The organism is Salmonella sp. WC3 (assembly GCF_042932255.1).
In the GTDB taxonomy this organism is placed as follows: domain Bacteria; phylum Pseudomonadota; class Gammaproteobacteria; order Enterobacterales; family Enterobacteriaceae; genus Salmonella; species Salmonella enterica.
Genome location: NZ_CP170629.1, coordinates 1,826,410 through 1,844,785, shown reverse-complemented (window position 1 = coordinate 1,844,785; position 18,376 = coordinate 1,826,410). Strand labels below are relative to the sequence as shown.

17 protein-coding genes and 3 pseudogenes are annotated in these 18,376 nt (G+C 47.5%); 6 read left to right on the top strand and 14 right to left on the bottom strand.

Features of this window, described 5'->3' with window-relative positions:
• Nucleotides 1-182: 182 nt before the first annotated feature.
• Complete coding sequence (gene ybjG, locus ACFK9X_RS08715) at nucleotides 183-791, top strand: undecaprenyl-diphosphate phosphatase (protein WP_001531378.1); 609 nt, start codon at nucleotides 183-185, stop codon at nucleotides 789-791.
• Between the two features lie 71 nt (nucleotides 792-862).
• The gene (deoR, locus tag ACFK9X_RS08710; protein ID WP_000450106.1) at nucleotides 863-1,621 is read left to right on the top strand and encodes a DNA-binding transcriptional repressor DeoR; all 759 of its coding nucleotides are present in this window, start codon (nucleotides 863-865) and stop codon (nucleotides 1,619-1,621) included.
• A gap of 45 nt (nucleotides 1,622-1,666) precedes the next feature.
• Here deoR and dacC read toward each other — a convergent pair whose 3' ends face one another.
• Entirely contained in the window at nucleotides 1,667-2,869 is a 1,203-nt protein-coding gene (gene dacC, locus ACFK9X_RS08705) for a serine-type D-Ala-D-Ala carboxypeptidase (RefSeq protein WP_151116169.1), read from the bottom strand.
• Between the two features lie 243 nt (nucleotides 2,870-3,112).
• On the opposite strand from dacC, the gene ACFK9X_RS08700 reads away from it, so the two are divergent.
• On the top strand, nucleotides 3,113-3,739 hold the full coding sequence (locus tag ACFK9X_RS08700) for a glutathione S-transferase family protein (protein WP_000631907.1): 627 nt from the start codon (nucleotides 3,113-3,115) through the stop codon (nucleotides 3,737-3,739).
• Here the strand turns inward: ACFK9X_RS08700 and ACFK9X_RS08695 are convergent.
• Together ACFK9X_RS08695 and ACFK9X_RS08690 are read right to left on the bottom strand one after the other, a co-directional pair.
• Nucleotides 3,736-4,238 (bottom strand): annotated as a pseudogene (locus ACFK9X_RS08695) (PQQ-dependent sugar dehydrogenase); the annotation flags it as partial. The gene ACFK9X_RS08700 and the pseudogene ACFK9X_RS08695 sit on opposite strands and share 4 nt — an antisense overlap.
• A pseudogene (locus ACFK9X_RS08690) lies at nucleotides 4,224-4,427 on the bottom strand (IS1 family transposase); the annotation flags it as partial. The pseudogenes ACFK9X_RS08690 and ACFK9X_RS08695, both read right to left, overlap by 15 nt.
• Nucleotides 4,428-4,773: 346 nt before the next feature.
• On the opposite strand from ACFK9X_RS08690, the gene ACFK9X_RS08685 reads away from it, so the two are divergent.
• Together ACFK9X_RS08685 and ACFK9X_RS08680 are read left to right on the top strand one after the other, a co-directional pair.
• On the top strand, nucleotides 4,774-5,199 hold the full coding sequence (locus ACFK9X_RS08685) for a GntP family permease (protein ID WP_000287110.1): 426 nt from the start codon (nucleotides 4,774-4,776) through the stop codon (nucleotides 5,197-5,199).
• A gap of 264 nt (nucleotides 5,200-5,463) precedes the next feature.
• The gene (locus tag ACFK9X_RS08680) at nucleotides 5,464-6,354 is read left to right on the top strand and encodes a LysR family transcriptional regulator (protein WP_000545334.1); all 891 of its coding nucleotides are present in this window, start codon (nucleotides 5,464-5,466) and stop codon (nucleotides 6,352-6,354) included.
• Between the two features lie 5 nt (nucleotides 6,355-6,359).
• Here the strand turns inward: ACFK9X_RS08680 and ACFK9X_RS08675 are convergent, their stop codons facing one another.
• The 8 genes and pseudogenes from ACFK9X_RS08675 to bssR form a co-directional block, all read right to left on the bottom strand.
• The gene (locus ACFK9X_RS08675; protein ID WP_001000306.1) at nucleotides 6,360-8,045 is read right to left on the bottom strand and encodes an electron transfer flavoprotein-ubiquinone oxidoreductase; all 1,686 of its coding nucleotides are present in this window, start codon (nucleotides 8,043-8,045) and stop codon (nucleotides 6,360-6,362) included.
• Nucleotides 8,046-8,492: 447 nt separating this feature from the next.
• Nucleotides 8,493-9,656: an acyl-CoA dehydrogenase family protein gene (locus ACFK9X_RS08670; RefSeq protein ID WP_000835387.1), complete on the bottom strand. Its 1,164-nt coding sequence runs from the start codon at nucleotides 9,654-9,656 to the stop codon at nucleotides 8,493-8,495.
• A complete protein-coding gene (locus tag ACFK9X_RS08665) occupies nucleotides 9,653-9,916 on the bottom strand; it encodes a hypothetical protein (protein WP_001528824.1) in 264 nt (87 codons plus the stop codon). The genes ACFK9X_RS08670 and ACFK9X_RS08665 overlap by 4 nt, the downstream gene beginning before the upstream one ends.
• Nucleotides 9,917-9,948: 32 nt before the next feature.
• Nucleotides 9,949-10,896 carry an electron transfer flavoprotein subunit alpha/FixB family protein gene (locus tag ACFK9X_RS08660; protein WP_000157776.1) on the bottom strand — a complete coding sequence of 316 codons (948 nt, stop codon included), beginning with the start codon at nucleotides 10,894-10,896 and terminating at the stop codon, nucleotides 9,949-9,951.
• A 10-nt stretch (nucleotides 10,897-10,906) separates the two neighbouring features.
• Nucleotides 10,907-11,656 carry an electron transfer flavoprotein subunit beta/FixA family protein gene (locus ACFK9X_RS08655; protein WP_001523061.1) on the bottom strand — a complete coding sequence of 250 codons (750 nt, stop codon included), beginning with the start codon at nucleotides 11,654-11,656 and terminating at the stop codon, nucleotides 10,907-10,909.
• Between the two features lie 22 nt (nucleotides 11,657-11,678).
• The gene (locus ACFK9X_RS08650; RefSeq protein WP_001521476.1) at nucleotides 11,679-12,194 is read right to left on the bottom strand and encodes a CoA ester lyase; all 516 of its coding nucleotides are present in this window, start codon (nucleotides 12,192-12,194) and stop codon (nucleotides 11,679-11,681) included.
• A gap of 325 nt (nucleotides 12,195-12,519) precedes the next feature.
• A pseudogene (locus ACFK9X_RS08645) lies at nucleotides 12,520-12,805 on the bottom strand (IS4 family transposase); the annotation flags it as partial.
• A gap of 102 nt (nucleotides 12,806-12,907) precedes the next feature.
• Nucleotides 12,908-13,291 (bottom strand): biofilm formation regulator BssR, encoded by a 384-nt coding sequence (gene bssR / locus ACFK9X_RS08640; RefSeq protein ID WP_151116167.1) that lies wholly within the window; start codon nucleotides 13,289-13,291, stop codon nucleotides 12,908-12,910.
• 230 nt (nucleotides 13,292-13,521) lie between these two features.
• Here bssR and rimO point away from each other — a divergent pair, with 230 nt between their 5' ends.
• Nucleotides 13,522-14,847: a 30S ribosomal protein S12 methylthiotransferase RimO gene (gene rimO, locus ACFK9X_RS08635; RefSeq protein WP_000073317.1), complete on the top strand. Its 1,326-nt coding sequence runs from the start codon at nucleotides 13,522-13,524 to the stop codon at nucleotides 14,845-14,847.
• A 90-nt stretch (nucleotides 14,848-14,937) separates the two neighbouring features.
• Here rimO and gsiD read toward each other — a convergent pair whose 3' ends face one another.
• Genes gsiD through gsiB form a run of 3 tightly spaced genes read right to left on the bottom strand, consistent with a single transcriptional unit; the run spans nucleotide 14,938 to nucleotide 18,371 of the window.
• Nucleotides 14,938-15,849, bottom strand: coding sequence for a glutathione ABC transporter permease GsiD (gsiD, locus tag ACFK9X_RS08630; RefSeq protein WP_001236024.1), 912 nt, complete (start codon nucleotides 15,847-15,849; stop codon nucleotides 14,938-14,940).
• A 2-nt stretch (nucleotides 15,850-15,851) separates the two neighbouring features.
• Nucleotides 15,852-16,772 (bottom strand): glutathione ABC transporter permease GsiC, encoded by a 921-nt coding sequence (gene gsiC, locus ACFK9X_RS08625; protein ID WP_000936067.1) that lies wholly within the window; start codon nucleotides 16,770-16,772, stop codon nucleotides 15,852-15,854.
• Between the two features lie 60 nt (nucleotides 16,773-16,832).
• A complete protein-coding gene (gene gsiB / locus ACFK9X_RS08620; RefSeq protein WP_023210284.1) occupies nucleotides 16,833-18,371 on the bottom strand; it encodes a glutathione ABC transporter substrate-binding protein GsiB in 1,539 nt (512 codons plus the stop codon).
• Nucleotides 18,372-18,376: the final 5 nt, after the last annotated feature.

Sequence of the window (18,376 nt, the reverse complement as noted above, 5' to 3'; positions counted from 1 at the left end):
GGTTAATTTAAGTTTGCGCCGTTATCATCAACTTTATTTTATGCCATTGTCTTAAATCTCTTCATGTTGCCGCCAAATAAGACAATACTGCTTTTCCTCTCTGTTACGCTGCATTTATGCTCAGTTTGCACGGGGATGAGCTGGCTATCCCTTTTGATTTTATTGCTCCGAGCCTGGATGTTATGCTGGAAAACCTTAACAACTCGCTGTTTTATTTTATTAACGCCACGCCTGATTCCGCGCAGTGGACGATTTCGCTCGCTATCTTTATCGCCAAAGATGTCATCAACATCGTCCCGCTCTTAGCCGTTGTACTCTGGCTGTGGGGGCCCCGCGATCGGGTCTGCGCCCAGCGCCAGCTGATCGTTAAAATCGGCATCGCGCTGATTATCAGTCTGGCGGTCTCCTGGACAATGGGACACCTTTTCCCGCACGACCGTCCCTTTGTCGATCATATCGGCTATAACTTCCTGCATCATGCCGCCGATGACTCGTTCCCCAGCGATCACGGTACGGTGATTTTTACCTTTGCGCTGGCGTTTTTGTTCTGGCACCGCCTCTGGTCAGGCATCGTGATGATGGCGATAGCCATTACCATCGCCTGGTCGCGCGTCTATCTCGGCGTACACTGGCCGTTAGATATGATTGGCGCGCTGCTGGTAGCGATGCTTGGCTGCCTGAGCGCACAGCTGATCTGGCAATGGTACGGCGCGCCGCTCTACCAGGCGCTGCAACGTTGTTACCGTTTCTGTTTCGCATTGCCCATTCGAAAAGGCTGGGTACGTGACTAAACAGCGAAAAAAAGAGTAATATTAAGCGCTCTGTATGGTGCGGAGCGCTTATTTAACTCTCCAGGGGAACTATGGAAACGCGACGCGACGAGCGTATTGGTCAATTGCTGCAGGCCTTAAAACGCAGCGATAAACTTCACCTTAAAGAAGCCGCGACCCTGTTGGGCGTCTCTGAAATGACCATTCGTCGCGACCTGAACCATAAAAGCGCGCCTGTCGTGTTGCTGGGCGGCTATATCGTACTGGAGCCCCGCAGCGCCAGTCATTATCTGTTAAGCGATCAAAAATCTCGTCTGGTGGAAGAAAAACGCCGAGCCGCTCAGTTGGCTGCGGGCCTGGTACAAGCGCATCAGACGGTATTTATTGACTGCGGCACCACCACGCCGTGGATCATTGAAGCCATTGATAATGACCTTCCCTTTACGGCGGTGTGCTATTCACTTAATACCTTTCTGGCGCTGCAGGACAAACCCCATTGCCGCGCTATCCTCAGCGGCGGGGAGTTTCACGCCAGCAACGCCATTTTCAAACCGCTTGATTTCCATGAAACGTTAAACAATATTTGTCCGGATATCGCGTTTTATTCCGCCGCCGGCGTTCATACCAGTAAAGGCGCTACCTGCTTTAATCTGGAAGAGCTGCCGGTAAAACATTGGGCAATGACAATGGCACAGAGCCATGTACTGGTGGTGGATCACAGTAAATTCGGCAAGGTACGTCCGGCGCGGATGGGGGAATTATCACGCTTTGATACGATTATCAGCGACCGCCGTCCCGATGAGGCCTTTGTGGCCTACGCTAAAGCGCAACAAATTACTCTGATGTATTAACCGCAGGTTTGCCGGATGCGACGCGCACCCGGCAACGGAGTTATTTTACGAGAACCAACTGCCAAACCACTGATGGAGTTTCATCAGCACAAAATCCCACATCCGGCTGAAAAATCCCCCCTCCTCGACGTTTTCCATCACCATTAACGGGCGTTGCTCAATGGATTTTCCGTTAAGCTGGAAATCGATGGTGCCGACAACCTGCCCTTTCTTCAACGGCGCCGTGAGCTGTGGTTCGTTCAACGTAAAGCTGGCCTTCAGGTTTTTAAGCTGCCCACGCGGAATCGTCACAGACCCCGCATCGCCCGCCCCCAAATTGACCTCACGCTTATCGCCAAACCAGACCCGATGCGTCACGAATGTCGCGTCAGGTTTAATCGGCGTGACCGTTTCAAAGAAGCGGAAACCCCAGGTCAGCAGTTTTTCTGACTCATTAAAACGAATACGGTCCGTTTTCGCCCCCAGCACGACAGAGATCAGGCGCATATCGCCCTGAGTGGCGGAGGCGACAAGGTTATACCCAGCGCCAGCCGTTGTCCCCGTTTTCATGCCGTCGACATGCAGATTGGTGCTCCACAACAGGCGGTTGCGGTTCGGTTGACGAATATTATTAAAAGTAAATTCTTTTTCTTTATGAATGGCGTATTCGTAAGGCACATCGTGAATCAAGGCCTTGCCGAGCAACGCCATATCGCGAGCGGTACTGAACTGCCCTGGCGCATCAAGACCGTGTACCGTCTGGAAGGTTGTATTGGTTAACCCCAGTCGTTTCGCATAGGCGTTCATCAGACCGATAAAGGACTCCTGGCTTCCGGCGACGTAGTCGGCAAGCGCGATACAGGCATCGTTACCTGACTGAATGATGATGCCTTTATTAAGATCCGCAACCGACACCTGATCGCCGGGCTTCAGAAACATCACCGACGACCCACGTAGCGCCGGGTTCCCCGTCGCCCAGGCATCTTTGCCCACCGTCACCATATCGGTCAGCTTGATTTTCCCTGCCTTCAGCGCCTGGCCCACCACGTAGCTGGTCATAATTTTTGTCAAACTGGCAGGGTCGAGTTTCTCATCGGCGTTGCCTTCCGCCAGTACTTTACCGCTGGCGTAATCCATTAAGATCCAGGCTCGCGCATCAACGCCCGGCGGCGCGATCGTTTGTTCCTCTGCCTTTACAGGCGAAGCGAAAAGGAATAAGAGAACCGAACCTGCCGCGAGGCTACGAAGGGAAGAAGCGTATTGCGTCATAGTACCACCCGAGTATCCATTCCAAAAACACACGTCACACCACCGTGTAATAAGTGCGGTGAGTAATAACGCACTCACGACGTTAAAGAAACCGTAACTTGGTAAAGTTTTTAAAGTTTATGCAATAACATCCCGTTACGCTTCCTTCATAACGATTTTTTTACAGACCATTGTGTAAATGTTAGGTTTATCTCACGGTAGGCCGATTACTGTCATCATCCTGATAAAACGGAAGGGGTTAATATGATTACGCTGTGGGGCCGGAACAACTCGACTAATGTTAAAAAAGTGTTGTGGACGCTTGAAGAGCTGGAACTGCCATACGATCAAATTCTGGCAGGCGGAAAATTCGGCGTTAACCAGGATGCCGACTATCTGGCGATGAATCCTAATGGGCTGGTGCCGCTGCTTAAAGATGATGAAACCGACCTGTTATTGTGGGAATCCAATGCCATTGTCCGCTATCTGGCGGCGCAATACGGCCAGAACCGGCTATGGGTTGATAATCCGGCGCGGCGTGCGGAGGGCGAAAAATGGATGGACTGGGCGAATCAAACGTTAAGCCCGGCGCACCGCGTGATCCTGATGGGACTGGTCAGAACCCCGCCGGAAAAACGCGACCAGGCGGCAATTGAAGCTGGTATCGAAAAGTGTGATAGCCTGTTTGCGCTGCTTGATGACGCTCTGGCCCACCAGCCGTGGTTCTCCGGAGACAACTTCGGCACCGGCGATATCGCCATTGCGCCTTTCGTCTATAACCTGTTGAACGTGGGTCTGAAATGGACGCCGCGCCCGAATCTGGAACGCTGGTATCAACAGCTTACCGAGCGCCCTGCTTTTCGCAAAGTGGTGATGATCCCAGTCACCTAACGCGTAGCCGCGGCCTCAAGTGAAGGACTTACCTTGAGTAACTGCCCGTCGGACTCATCGGTTAACACATATAAGTAGCCGTCAGGTCCGACACGCACATCGTAGATACGTTGCTTTCTGTCACTCAAAATACAGTCTTCTTCCGTCACCGTATTGCCATTGACGCGCATCACAATAACCTCTTTATCTTTTAGCGCGCCGATAAACAGTTTATGCCGTCACGGCACAAAAACGTCGCTGATATAAAGGCCATCCCGCTAATTGCCGGAGAATCTTTCCAGTAATAAACCGGCTGCTCCGCCCCCGCGACAATTTTACCTTTGGCTTCCGACACTTTCAGACCGCTATAGTTAACGCCCCATGTAGCCAGCGGCCAGCCATAATTTTTGCCTTTTTCCGGGATGTTAATTTCATCGCCGCCGCGCGGACCGTGTTCATGCAGCCATAGCGCGCCGCTCCAGGGATTGATGGCCAGCCCCTGCGGATTACGAATACCGGCATTGTACATGGCAAGATCAACAACCTGCCCTTTCATGCCGGGCTGACAGGCGCGGTATTCATAGTCGACCTGAAAGCTGTGGCAACATGCCTGACAGCGGTAATGCTGGTGCCCTGCACTCCCCGGACCATACTTTTTAACGGATGCCGTTTGCGCGCAAAACGGGCATTTCACATCGACTTTAGCCATCATAAATCCTGCGATAAAAGTCGGTATTCGAAACGATAATCAACGATTGAATACATGATCGTTTTCTGGGGATTTCACTGCATGTCATGATGGTTTACTCCTGCGATGAATAAGAGAACGGCGTTTAACCGTAAAATCAACATGCAGCGGGTCGAGAATAAAGATTATTAACGGAGTGATACCGACTTGAATCCGCCGAGTACTTTTTAGAGTATGTTCCATTCTTCGCGCCGGAATCCCTGAGTAATAGCCTGTCTGATCTAAAATGGAGATCAGAAAAATATGACACAAGCTGTTGCATAACATGGATAAAATGGGTAGTCATGCTAGCGAGATAAGACAATGAATGTATTCATTACTGATGCTGGTCGCTTATCGTGGTTACAGTGTGATCCTTTTTGCTCCGCTGGTAGCACTTGGCGCAGTTCTGTTCACCCGTCCAGTGACGGTCGCCCCGGTTTTCAGTGATATATTTATGGATAAGTTGATCGGTTTTGTAAAACTTTATTTTCCTGTCTTTCTGCTGGGTGCAGTATTTGGCAAGCTGATTGAATTTGCTGGTTTTTACTACTCAATTGTCAGTGCTGTGACCTGTATGGTGGGCCAGAACAAAGCCATGCCGATGATTATTCTTGTATGCGCTTTATTGACCTATGGAGGCGTATCATTGTTTGTGGTGGCGTTTGCCAATCTGTTCTTTACTTGGCTGATTCCACATATTTACGGTGATCAGTTTATGATAAATCTGCCGGGGCTGAAAAAACCGCTGTAAACGGGTTAACCTGATGACCACGGGGAGCAGGTATTAGCATCTACGTTACAACGGTTCCGACAATATGTCTGACCTGACCCCCTGTCAGCGGTCACCAGCGTCCTACCAGATCCGCCCCGGATCATGGTAGGGCGGTGACACCGTCAGCCTACATTTTGTAGTTATCTCGACGTGACAGGAATTCGGATAGGCCGAAATACTCAGTCTGACTGAGTCTATAAAAAAGCAGCACACTGTATTATACGTTAATTATGAGCCACAACGATGCACTTTGATATAAAAGATTTAAAATTATTCCTTGCTATCAGTGAAGAAGGGAGCTTAACACGTGGAGCGGAAAAAACTTACATGTCTGCCGCATCTGGTAGCGTGCGTATACGTAATCTTGAACAGAGTATCAATCTGAGATTGCTGTATCGTAGTAGCAAGGGGATAACGTTATCCTCTGCTGGTGAAACATTTAAACACCACGCCAGCCTTATTGTGAATCAAATGGAAATGTTACGTAGCGATATGCAGGAGCATGTTAAAGGCATCAAAGGACATGTCAGAATATTTTCCAGTATAACTGCTATTGCAGAGTATCTCCCCCCATTGTTGAGCCATTTCCTTACACTATATAACGATGTGAATATTGATCTCAGGGAGTATCCAAGTCCGGAAATTGTACGTTCTGTTATTGAGGGGAAAACTGATCTCGGAATTGTTGCTGGTAATATTACAACAGATAATCTTGAAATACTGCCGTTCCGTACTGATAGGCTAGTGCTTATCACCGCGACAGACCATCCCTTTGCTGACAGAAAAAGCGTGACCTTTCATGAATTAATTCAATATGAACAAATCAGCCTGCCTGAAGGGACAGGAATGTTTGAATTTATCCGAAAAAAGGCAGAACTAGTACCATCTAAACTGAAAATTAGAATACAGGTCGGCAACTTTGAAACATTTTGCCGTATGGTTGAAGCAAAAGTGGGCATTGGTATAATGCCTCACTCTGCTGCATCCCGTTTGCGTCAGTTGCATGAATTTTCGATTATTGATCTTGATGAATTTTGGTCATTAAGAAAATTACAAATCTGCGCCAGAAGCTTTGACAAATTACCCGGCTTCACACAAAAACTGGTTACTATGCTCACAGCTCAGAATGAGTGATAGCGTTACATCCCTGTATAATTTGGTCCGTTGCCACCTTCAGGCGTAGTCCAGGTTATATTTTGTTTAGGATCTTTAATGTCACAAACTTTACAGTGAATACAGTTCTGTGAATTTATTTGCAGACGCATATTTTGTGTTTCACTATCCTGTAAAAATTCATATACTCCGGCAGGGCAATATCGTTCTTCGGGGCCACCATAAATATCCAGATTAATTGATATAGGGATATTCTGATCACTGATTTTCAAATGTACTGGCTGGTCGTCATCATGCCAGGTGTTACTGAGATAGACGGATGACAAAATATCAAACGTCAGTTTACCGTCAGGTTTGTCGTACAGTTTTTTCTGGCTTTTGTTGGCCGGTTGCAGAGTGATATTGTCCGGTCGGTTATTTTTTACACGCCAGGGGATTTTTTTTATACCCATTCGGGGAAGCAGCCAATGCTCAATGCCAGTCATGATAAAACCTATCACACGCCCTTTTTTAAACCAGGGTTTGAAATTACTACCATTTTCCAGTTCCTGCCAAAGCCAGCTCTGTCGCAGTAATGTTTGATATTCTGTCAGTATGTCGTTTTTCCTGTTGTCCAGCAAAGCATTAAATATAGCGTCAGCCGCTATCATGCCACTTTTGATAGCTGTATGGATGCCCTTGATTCTACTTGCATTGAGCGTACCGGCATTACAACCAATCAGCAGACCACCAGGTAAACAGGGATCAGGCATAGACGCAATCCCGCCGTTATTGATTGCTCTTGCGCCATAACCAATACGCTTACCCCGGTCAATGTATTTGCGTATAGAAGGGTGTGTTTTCAGGCGCTGCATTTCCTGAAAAGGGCTTAACCAGGGATTTGAATAATCAAGTCCCACAACCAAACCTAGTGCAATTTTATTATCATTAAGATGATAGAGAAACCCACCCCCGAACGACTCTTTATCCAGAGGCCAACCTGTGGTGTGAATTACAAGCCCCGGATGGGACTGGTCTGATGGAACCTCCCACAACTCTTTTATGCCTATGCTAAAACTCTGGGGTGCTTTGCCTGTATCAAGATGAAATTTTTTGATCAGTTCTTTAGCCAGACTACCGCGGGCCCCTTCGGCAAAAATTGTATATTTTGCCAGAATTTCTATTCCACTCTGGAACCCCTCTTTCTTGCTGCCATCCCGATGACGTCCCATATCACCAGTTACTACACCGATAATGTTAGTATCCTGATCATACAGTATCTCAGTTGCCGAAAAGCCTGCATAAATATCCACGCCTGACGTTTCTGCCTGACCGGCGAGCCATTTAATGAGATTACCGAGGCTTACGATAAAGTTTCCATGGTTGCGAAAATTATCAGGAATCAATGCATCCGGCAAATTAATACATTTTTCATTCGTCAGTAACAGTAATTTATCCTGAGTAACAGGCTGTTTAATGGGTGCGCCTCTTTCCTGCCAATCAGGAATTAGTTCATTCAGCGCTCGGGGATCCATGACTGCCCCACTGAGAATATGAGAACCAGGCTCAGCTCCTTTATCAAGGACGATAATGGACAGTTCTTTTCCTGCGTCATTTGCCTGTAATTTAAGTTTAAGAGCTGCAGATAATCCGGCGGGTCCTGCTCCCACAATAAGAACATCACATTCTATTGTCTCACGTGATTGCTGGGTATTAGAAAGTGTATCGTTCATTATTAACCCCTTAATTTTTCAGCACCGTAGGAACAGCTATATTATGTAAATAAAATTGCATTCATATTGTAACCAATGAAATAAATATCATAGTGATAAAACAGATGAAATGGTATAGGAATGTTCAACCTTAGAAAAAGGTGCCTATAAGACTATATAGCCAGTTATCAACTATAAAAAAATGTCGGTGATGATGAAGCATTCCATAACATTTATATTTATCTTTCTCCCTCAGATGAAAAAGAATATACACAAATCATTTTTAAGCCGTTCATCATAATTGCAGGAAAAGTCCCTATTTTCTTGGCATTCTATTATAGTTACCCGCGAGAAATAATCAGCCAACTGTCGGGTACAGAAGGGAGCGGCAATGACATGTTCAATCGAGACTATAATGACTCCGGACAGAGGTAACTGTTTCATAATATTTTTCCAATTGATTTGACATCAGAATGAACGTGGCATCTCCAGCACATGCTCAGCGATATAGCTCAGGATCAGGTTGGTAGATATGGGAGCAACCTGATATAAACGTGTTTCTCTAAACTTTCGTTCGATATCATACTCACAGGCAAAACCATATCCACCATGAAATTGCAGGCAGGCATTGGCTGCTTCCCAGCTGGCTTTCGCAGCAAGGTATTTCGCCATATTAGCCTGTGCTCCACAATCAAGATGCTGATCAAAAAGCTCGCACGCTTTAAAACGCATCAGATTAGCCGCTTCCACTGCAATAAATGCTTCTGCAATAGGAAACTGCACCCCCTGGTTCTGACCAATGGGACGACCAAAAACCTCACGCTCGCAGGTATAGCGGGTAACACGATCCATAAACCAATATCCATCGCCTATACATTCTGCCGCAATCAAGGTACGCTCTGCATTTAAACCATCAAGTATGTAATGAAAACCCATACCCTCTTCACCAATAAGATTTTCTTCGGGAATTTCCAGGTTGTCAAAAAAGAGCTCGTTGGTTTCATGATTGACCATATTGGGAATAGGTCGTACTGTCATTCCATTTTTCATAGCTTCTTTAATATCAACCATGAAAATAGACATCCCTTCGGATTTACGTTTTACATTTGCAAGCGGAGTAGTTCGAACCAGAAGAATCATCCAGTCTGAATGTTGAACACGTGAAATCCAGACTTTTTGTCCGTTTATCACATACCGGTCTTCTCTTTTTACAGCTGTAGTTTTAATTCTGGTGGTATCTGTACCTGCTGTGGGTTCTGTGACGCCCATCGACTGCAGGCGCCATTCACCAGTAGCTATCCGTGGCAGCCAGAATTCTTTCTGTTTATCGGATCCATGACGTAACAACGTATTCATGTTATACATCTGACCATGGCAGGCTCCAGAGTTTCCACCCGATCTATTGATCTCTTCCATGATAATAGATGCTTCAGTTAAACCAAGCCCTGACCCTCCAAATTCCTCCGGGATGAGCGCAGCCAGCCAACCAGCTTTGGTTAGTTTATTAACAAACTCTTCAGGATAGGCTTTTGCTTCATCTATCTTACGGTGATATTTATCATCAAATTCACTACATAATGAACGAACCGCATCACGAATATCCTGATATTTATCCTTTTCAATACTTTTCATAATTTTTTCCTCAATAAACCAGCGCCAACAGGGGGTAGAAAATGACCTTTTATCGGATGACCATCAGCAGATAGATCTGACTGGCGGTCGACAGGAAGAAAATAGAGCCAGTGCCATAATTCTGGCAGAACGCCCCCCTCTTTAAAGATTTTGATGTCTTTATCCAGAGTGGCGGCCAGCAGCTTAGCGGGACCGGGGTTAAGATAATCGGTGTTGCGCAGAATGCCAGGCTGCCAAATTTGAATATCAGTATATTGCATAAAAGTTACCTTTAAGGAGGAAAAAATATGATTTATAATTTATCGATAAGTTCAGGTACAGCTTTGAAAATATCAGCTACCAAACCATAATCCGCAATAGAAAAGATAGGAGCGTCAGGATCCTTATTAATAGCGACAATGACGCCTGACTCTTTCATCCCGGCAAGATGTTGTATGGCGCCAGAAATTCCCAGAGCAATATAAAGTTGAGGCGCAACGATTTTTCCGGTCTGGCCAATCTGATAATCATTTGGTGCATAACCAGCATCTACAGCAGCCCGGCTTGCCCCCACGGCAGCGCCTAATTTATCTGCCAGGTTATCAACAAGTTCTTTGAATGCCTGTGCACTTCCTACTCCTCGTCCACCTGATACTACAACTCTGGCGGATTGTAAGTCTGGACGGTTACTTTTATTAACATGTTGGCTAATAAATTTTACCTGATCTGAACCAAGAACAACCTCTGTAAATTCAATGGGGGCTTTTCCCTCATCTTCCGCAACCGCAGCCGCAAATGAGGTAGGACGAACAGTTATCACTTTATATTCATCATCACTGTGTACTGTGGCAATAGCGTTACCCGCATAGATTGGACGTTCAAAGGTATGTTGATCAATGACACGCGTAATATCACTAATCTGAGATACATCAAGTTTTGCTGCTAAGCGTGGCGCACAGTTTTTTCCAAAAGAGCTTGCAGGAAAAAGAATGGACTGATAATGATTTTTCCCACTATTCAAAAAATAGCTGATCTGTTTTTCCACATTCTCTGCCAGAAGGTGTTCGAATAGTGGGCTGTCAGCAACAAATACAGTGGATATCCCCTGAATATGACTGGCTTTAACTGCAATACTTTCTATACCATATCCTAACATAAGTATATCTATATCACTATTAATGGCTTTTGCCGCAGTGATAGTACTGAGTGTTGAAGGTAAAAGAGTATTGCCGTTATGTTCAGCAATAACTAAAGAAGCCATATTTTCCTCCTTAAATTACTTTTTCTTCGTTTTTTAATTTATCTAGCAGCGTGTTAATATCTGGAACGATTATGCCTGCTTTCCTTCTTGCTGGCTCATCAACTTTAATAATAGTCAATCTGGATGACGGGTTAATACCAAGTGAATCGAAATCTATCTCCTTAACAGGTTTCTTTTTGGCTTTAATAACATTCGGCAAGCTGATATTCCTCGGTGTATTCAGACGTAGATCTGTAGTGAGTACTGCAGGCAGGGATAAATTTAACGTTTCTAATCCTCCATCAACCTCACGAACAGCAGTTAATGAATTATCAGAAATAGTAATTTCACTAACATTAGTGGCTTGGGGAAGATCGAGTAATGCTGCCAGCATTTGGCCTACCTGATTACAATCATCGTCAATAGCTTGCTTGCCTAATAATATAATATCGGGTTTTTCATTCCGGGTAATAGCGGTGATAGTTTTGGCCACAATTAGTGGTGTAAGAGAGTTTTTTGTTAATATGTGTATTGCCCTGTCTGCCCCTGCTGCCAGTGCTGTACGCAATACATCCCCTACACCTGTGTTTCCTATAGACACTACAACAACCTCACTGATTAATCCCCGTTCTTTTAAACGTACTGCTTCTTCAACTGCAATTTCATCAAATGGATTGATACTGAGTTTTGAATCAGAAATATCAACATCAGAATGATCTTGCTTTATTCTAATTCTAACGTTATGATCGACAACTTGTTTTACACAAACTAAAGCTTTCATTGGTGACTCCTTCATATATTTACTAAATGCTATGAGCCAAAATCCTTTTTGCTTTTTCCAGTAACGGTTTATCCACCATTTGCCCTTCATGACTGAACGCTCCATGGGGATATTGAGCCAGTCGCATAATCTGGGGAACCCACTCGATTTCTTGTTTTAAATAGCTGAATGCTCTGTTTACATGTGAAATTTGTGGAGGGTGAATACATACCTTGCCACTGAACCCCATTTTACAGGAGTGAATAGCATTTTGTATTGTCAACTCGTTTTTCATAAATTCAGTTGTGATACCGTCAACAGAAGGATATGATCCAGCCAGGCGTGAAGTTATTACAATTTTTGCACGTACAGCAATCAGTACTTTTTCATCATTACTCATGAAATTCAGAGCATTTTCTCTGGCAATTATTTTTTTCTCAGATGACACCGCATTTTCTAAATCAAGGATTACGCTATCAGCACAACTGCTATTTGCTTTTTCAAATCGTTCAGGTTGGTCCCCCGTAACGAAAAGAAAAAACCGTTCTAACGTTTGCATTCTCGTCTCTCATTTGAATGGAGCATCTGATAATTCAATATATCTTAAAAAAATAATTTTCTGAATTAGCTTTTATCTAACCCCCCATTAAAATTGGTTCAGGTTCGCTGATAACAGAAAGAAACATGTAATTTATTGTTACAATAACAAAGATAAAAATAAAATTTAATTATTTGATATAAATAACGTTTCAGAATAGTAAACGGCCGACATTCCGTACCTGTTTCAGGAGTGAATTCGACTATACCGTTCCCTAAGAACATCAACGATTGTCTGGTGAACCGAATTTAGTCACCTTTGGCGGAAAACAGGCTGGCATATAGGAGAGCATGACAACCCGGGTCATTCCCTCCGTGATTTTTTAGTAACACGCTGAAAAAGTATCTGAAACTTCATTCTGCAAGTGAGACTTTCCCCGAAGTCGATCGATACGTTTTATCTTGTGCCTGACCGATGCTACTCCTGACAAATCACGCCCAATACTGAATAAGTGTAAGAGATGCACCGTTAATCACTACACTGGTAGCCTCAATCAGAGATTGACGGCGGTAAAGGTGCAAAGGCTCCAGTATATTTTTAAAGGATTTTTGGCATAATGAACGAGCAGGCATAGTGATGATTTCCTTGAAAGTGTTAGCGCAATCAATTAGATCACATAACACTATGCCTGTCCTGGTTTGCTGGGGATTCCTCAGGAGTCGCCTCCCCCTTATTCAGACCTGTGTAAGCGGTGAATGTGCTTTCAGACTCTGAATACTCAGCGTCAAAGTTGTCAGACAGTTTTCAAGTTTATCTGCGTTGACGGCAATAAAGGTCGGACAATCATGGTGTCCGCTCATTAAACAAACGGCGGCGGCTGCAAGCGCGCCTTCGGCACGGCGCAGCGCGTTCCACTCTTCCTGATCGAGATGCAGTCCCTGCCGTAAGGATTGATCGTGGAGCTCGCGATTCAGTTCAAAAAAATTGTCACGCAGAGAGTCACTTTCGCTGACTGACATATACCCCTTCGCTTTTCGCAATTGCAGATAAGCGGCAAGATCGATACGCGCGTTTATCAGCTTGTTGAGAAGCTCGGTTCTCAGTCTGTCAACGACCATACCTTTTTTCCTCCTCTTTTCTACCAGGGTTCAACTTAATAGTATGGTCGTTTTTTAGACAAAGGGGTGTCAGAGATCAAGAATTTTCTTAGAATTGCCCTTTTTCACCTTTTGCTGATAACCACAACGGTTGATGCCGCCGCTCCTGATGAGATTGCGATACAATTTTTGTTCGGATATCTGTAGAATCCCTGCCCTGACCATTCCAATAAATGAACACTTTTTAAGCTATGAGTAATGTAACCCACCAGCCAAAGATCGGCTTCGTTTCCCTGGGCTGTCCGAAAAACCTCGTTGATTCGGAACGCATCCTGACTGAGCTGCGTACCGAAGGCTATGACGTTGTGCCACGCTATGACGATGCGGATATGGTTATCGTTAATACCTGTGGCTTTATTGACAGCGCGGTACAAGAGTCACTGGAAGCCATTGGCGAAGCGCTGAACGAAAACGGTAAGGTAATCGTCACCGGCTGCCTGGGCGCAAAAGAAGATCAGATCCGCGAAGTGCATCCGAAAGTACTGGAAATCACCGGGCCGCATAGCTATGAGCAAGTTCTGCAGCACGTACATCATTACGTACCGAAGCCGAAGCACAATCCATTTTTAAGCCTCGTACCGGAACAGGGTGTAAAACTGACGCCGCGCCATTATGCGTATCTGAAAATTTCTGAAGGCTGTAATCACCGCTGCACGTTCTGCATCATCCCGTCGATGCGCGGGGATCTGGTCAGCCGCCCGATTGGCGACGTATTAAGCGAAGCGAAACGTCTGGTTGATGCCGGGGTCAAAGAGATTCTGGTGATTTCGCAAGATACCTCCGCCTACGGCGTAGATGTGAAGCACCGCACCGGATTCCATAATGGCGAACCGGTGAAAACCAGTATGGTGAGCCTGTGCGAGCAGTTATCAAAACTGGGCGTCTGGACACGTCTGCACTACGTCTACCCCTACCCACACGTTGATGATGTGATTCCGCTAATGGCGGAAGGCAAAATCCTGCCTTATCTGGACATTCCGCTGCAACATGCCAGCCCGCGGATTCTTAAACTGATGAAACGTCCCGGTTCCGTTGACCGCCAGCTGGCGCGCATTAAGCAGTGGCGCGAAATCTGCCCGGAACTGACCTTACGCTCCACCTTTATTGTCGGCTTCCCCGGCGAAACGGAAGAAGACTTCCAGATGCTGCTCGACTTCCTGAAAGAGGCGCGCCTCGATCGTGTAGGCTGCTTCAAGTACAGCCCGGTGGAAGGCGCAGGCGCGAATGAGCTGCCGGATCAGGTGCCGGAAGAGGTGAAAGAAGAACGCTGGAACCGCTTTATGCAACTGCAACAGCAAATCTCCGCTGAGCGCTTGCAGGAAAAAGTGGGCCGCGAAATTCTGGTGATCGTCGATGAGGTTGACGAAGAAGGCGCTATCGGGCGTAGCATGGCGGATGCGCCGGAAATTGACGGCGCGGTCTATTTGAACGGCGAAACCAACGTCAAGCCGGGCGATATCGTGCGCGTGAAAGTGGAAAACGCCGACGAATATGATTTGTGGGGCAGTCGGGTTTAACGCCACCTCCCCCGGCGCGGGTGTCGGATGTGTCACCCCACCTGGCGAGCCCGTTCCAGGCCCGCCAGGCGTCAACGCCACCGGGCTGGCTTACCCCTTAATCTTCGGGTCCAGCGCATCGCGCAACCCGTCGCCTAACAGGTTAAACGCCAGCACAGTCAGGAAAATCGCCACCGCCGGGAAGAGCGCTACGTGCGGCGCGATGACCATATCCGCCCGCGCTTCATTGAGCATCGCTCCCCACTCCGGCGTTGGCGGCTGCGCGCCTAATCCGAGAAATGACAGGCTTGCCGCGGAAATAATTGACGTACCGATACGCATCGTAAAGAAAACCACAATTGACGAGACCGTTCCCGGCAAGATATGGCTAAACAAAATCGTCGTGTCGCTGGCGCCGATACTGCGGGCAGACTCAATAAACGTCTGCTGTTTTAAGACCAGGGTATTTCCGCGCACCAGACGAGCAAACGCCGGAATAGAAAAAATCGCCACCGCAACGATCACATTAGCAATACCGCTGCCTAACACCGCCACAACGGCAATCGCCAGCAAAATGCCGGGGAAGGCGAACAACACATCGCAAATGCGCATAATAAAACGATCCCACCAGCCTTCATAATATCCCGCCAGTAATCCCAACACCGTACCGATTATCGCGCCGATAAATACCGCGAACACGCCCGCCGCCAGTGAGATCTGCGCCCCAACGAGAACCCGGCTAAAGATGTCTCTTCCCAGCGAGTCAACGCCAAACCAGTGCTGCAAAGAGGGGCCATTGTTCAGGCTATCGTAGTCAAAATAGTTTTCCGCATCGTAGGGCGTCAGCCAACGGGCAAAAATCGCCACCAGAATTAACGCCAGTACGAATCCCCCGGCGACCAACGCGACATGCTGGCGGCGAAAACGACGCCAGAACTCCCGCCACGGCGTGCGTATCTGGTCGGGTTTTACCACCGGCATAGCATGTAAAATCGCCTGACGGCGCCAGTTAAATAATCGCATCCTTACTTATACCTGATAGCCGGATTAATGGCGGCATAGAGAACATCCACCACTAAGTTGATAAGAATAAATTCCAGAGAAAACAGCAGCACTTCTGCCTGAATCACGGGGTAGTCGCGCATGTCGACGGAGTCGACCAGTAATCGCCCAAGCCCCGGCCAGTTAAACACTTTTTCAACGACGATCGAGCCGCCAAGCAAAAAGCCAAATTGCAGTCCCATCATGGTGACGACCGGGATCATTGCATTGCGCAGGCCATGTTTTAACACCACCCACGTTTCACTGACGCCTTTCGCCCGCGCGGTCCTCATGTAATCCTCGCTCAGGACATCGACAAACGAGGAGCGCGTAAAACGCGCCATGACGGATGCCACCGCCGCGCCAAGCGTCAGGGAGGGTAAAATATAATGTTGCCAGCTATCCGCCCCCACGGTCGGTAGCCAGCCCAGATCCACGGAAAAAATCTGCATTAACAACATTCCCAGCGCAAAAGCCGGAAAAGAAATGCCGGTCACGGCAAGCGTCATTCCTAACCGGTCAGGCCAGCGATTACGCCACACGGCGGCGGCGATGCCGATCGCCATGCCAAACAGCACCGCCCATATCATACTGGTTATCGTCAGCCACAGCGTCGGCAAAAAGCGGCTGGCGATCTCCTCAGAAACCGGGCGGCGGGAAACCATTGACGTCCCGAAATCGCCTTGTAAAACATGGGTGATGTAACGCCAAAACTGGACATGAAGCGGCTGATCAAGTCCCAGCTGCTGACGAACCAGCGCGATCACCTGCGCGTCGGCTTCCGGTCCGGCTATCAGCCGCGCCGGGTCGCCGGGCAACAAATGAACAAATAAAAACACCAGCACTGCCACAATCAACAGCGTAGGAATTAATCCCAGCAGGCGCTTGAGAACATAGTTAAGCATCACACGAACCTTTTACCGGATGGCGGACAACGCGCGCGCCATCCAGCCCCATCGCATTACTTACTTCAAATCCGCATCGTCAAAGCTGAAACCGGTATCCGGCATAATCCAGAAACCGGTCAAATTTTTACTGTGCGCAGAAACCAATTTCTCCACCACCAACGGTATCCAGGGCGACTCTTTCCAGATAATATCCTGCGCCTCTTTGTACAATCGTGTTTTCTCCTGCGGATCGTTGGTCTTTAAAGCCGCCGCCAAATCACTGTCGACCTGCTTGTTGCTGTAAAAAGCGGTATTAAACTGCGTCGGCGGCCAGTTTTGTGATGCGAAGAGCGGCGATAACGCCCAGTCAGCTTCGCCCGTCGACGCCGACCAGCCGGTATAGAACATTCGCACGCCGCTCTCCTTTTGCCCTTTGCCCTCAACTTCCGCAGCGCGCTGGCCAGCGTCCATCGCGGTTATCCGGGCTTTAATGCCAATCTGCGCCAGTTGCTGTTGGGTAAACTGCAACACTTTTTGCGCGGTGCTATGGTTATGCGATGACCACAGCGTGGTACTAAAACCGTCTGGATACCCCGCCTCTTTCAACAGTTCGCGCGCTTTAGCCGGATCATAGGGCCACGGCTGATAGCTTTGCGCATAGGCTATCGACGGCGGCACCACGCCCGTCGCCGGCGTGGCGTATCCGGCAAACGCCACTTTAACCAGCGCCTGACGATTGATAGCGTAATTCAACGCCTCACGCACCTTAGGATTATCAAACGGCTTCTGCGTCACATTCATACTGATATAACGCTGCATAATGGACGGGCTGGCGACCAGTTCGAGGTTTTTATTTTTCGCCAGTAACGCGGCCTGCTCATAAGGGATAGGAAAAGCAAATTGCGCTTCGCCGGTTTGCAGCATCGCCGCGCGGGTATTGTTGTCAGTAACCGGACGCCAGGTAATAGAATCCAGCTTGGGTAAGCCCTGCTGCCAGTAACCGGCGAACTTTTTCACTTTGACAAAGTCGGTCTGATTCCAGGTTTCAAGCTGATATGGACCAGTGCCGACCGGATGAAAACCAATATCCTTGCCATATTTTTCCAACGCTTGCGGCGAGATCATCGCCGTCGCCGGGTGCGCCAGAATATTAATGAAAGCGGAGAACGGCTGTTTCAGGGTAATTTTTACCGTTGCCGGATCGACGACTTCCGTTTTTGCGATATTTTTATACAGGTTATAACGCTTGAGGTGGTTATCCGGATTGCTGGCGCGATCGAGATTCGCTTTTACCGCCGCCGCATTAAAATCCGCGCCGTCCTGAAATTTCACCCCCCGTCGTAGGGTAATGGTGTAGGTCAGACCGTCATCAGAAACGGTATAGCCTTTCGCCAGGACGTTTTTTACCTTCATGTCTTTATCCAGGCCAAACAGCCCCTGATAAAATGACTTCGCCACCGCCTGCGAGAGTGTATCGTTGGCGTCATACGGATCGAGCGTGGTGAAATTAGACCCTACCGCCACCACCACATCTTTGGCCGCCAGGGCCGGAAAAGCCGCAATGGATGAGGCCAGTCCCAGCGCCGCCAGCCATTTATGCGTAATAAATTGCGTCATGTTAT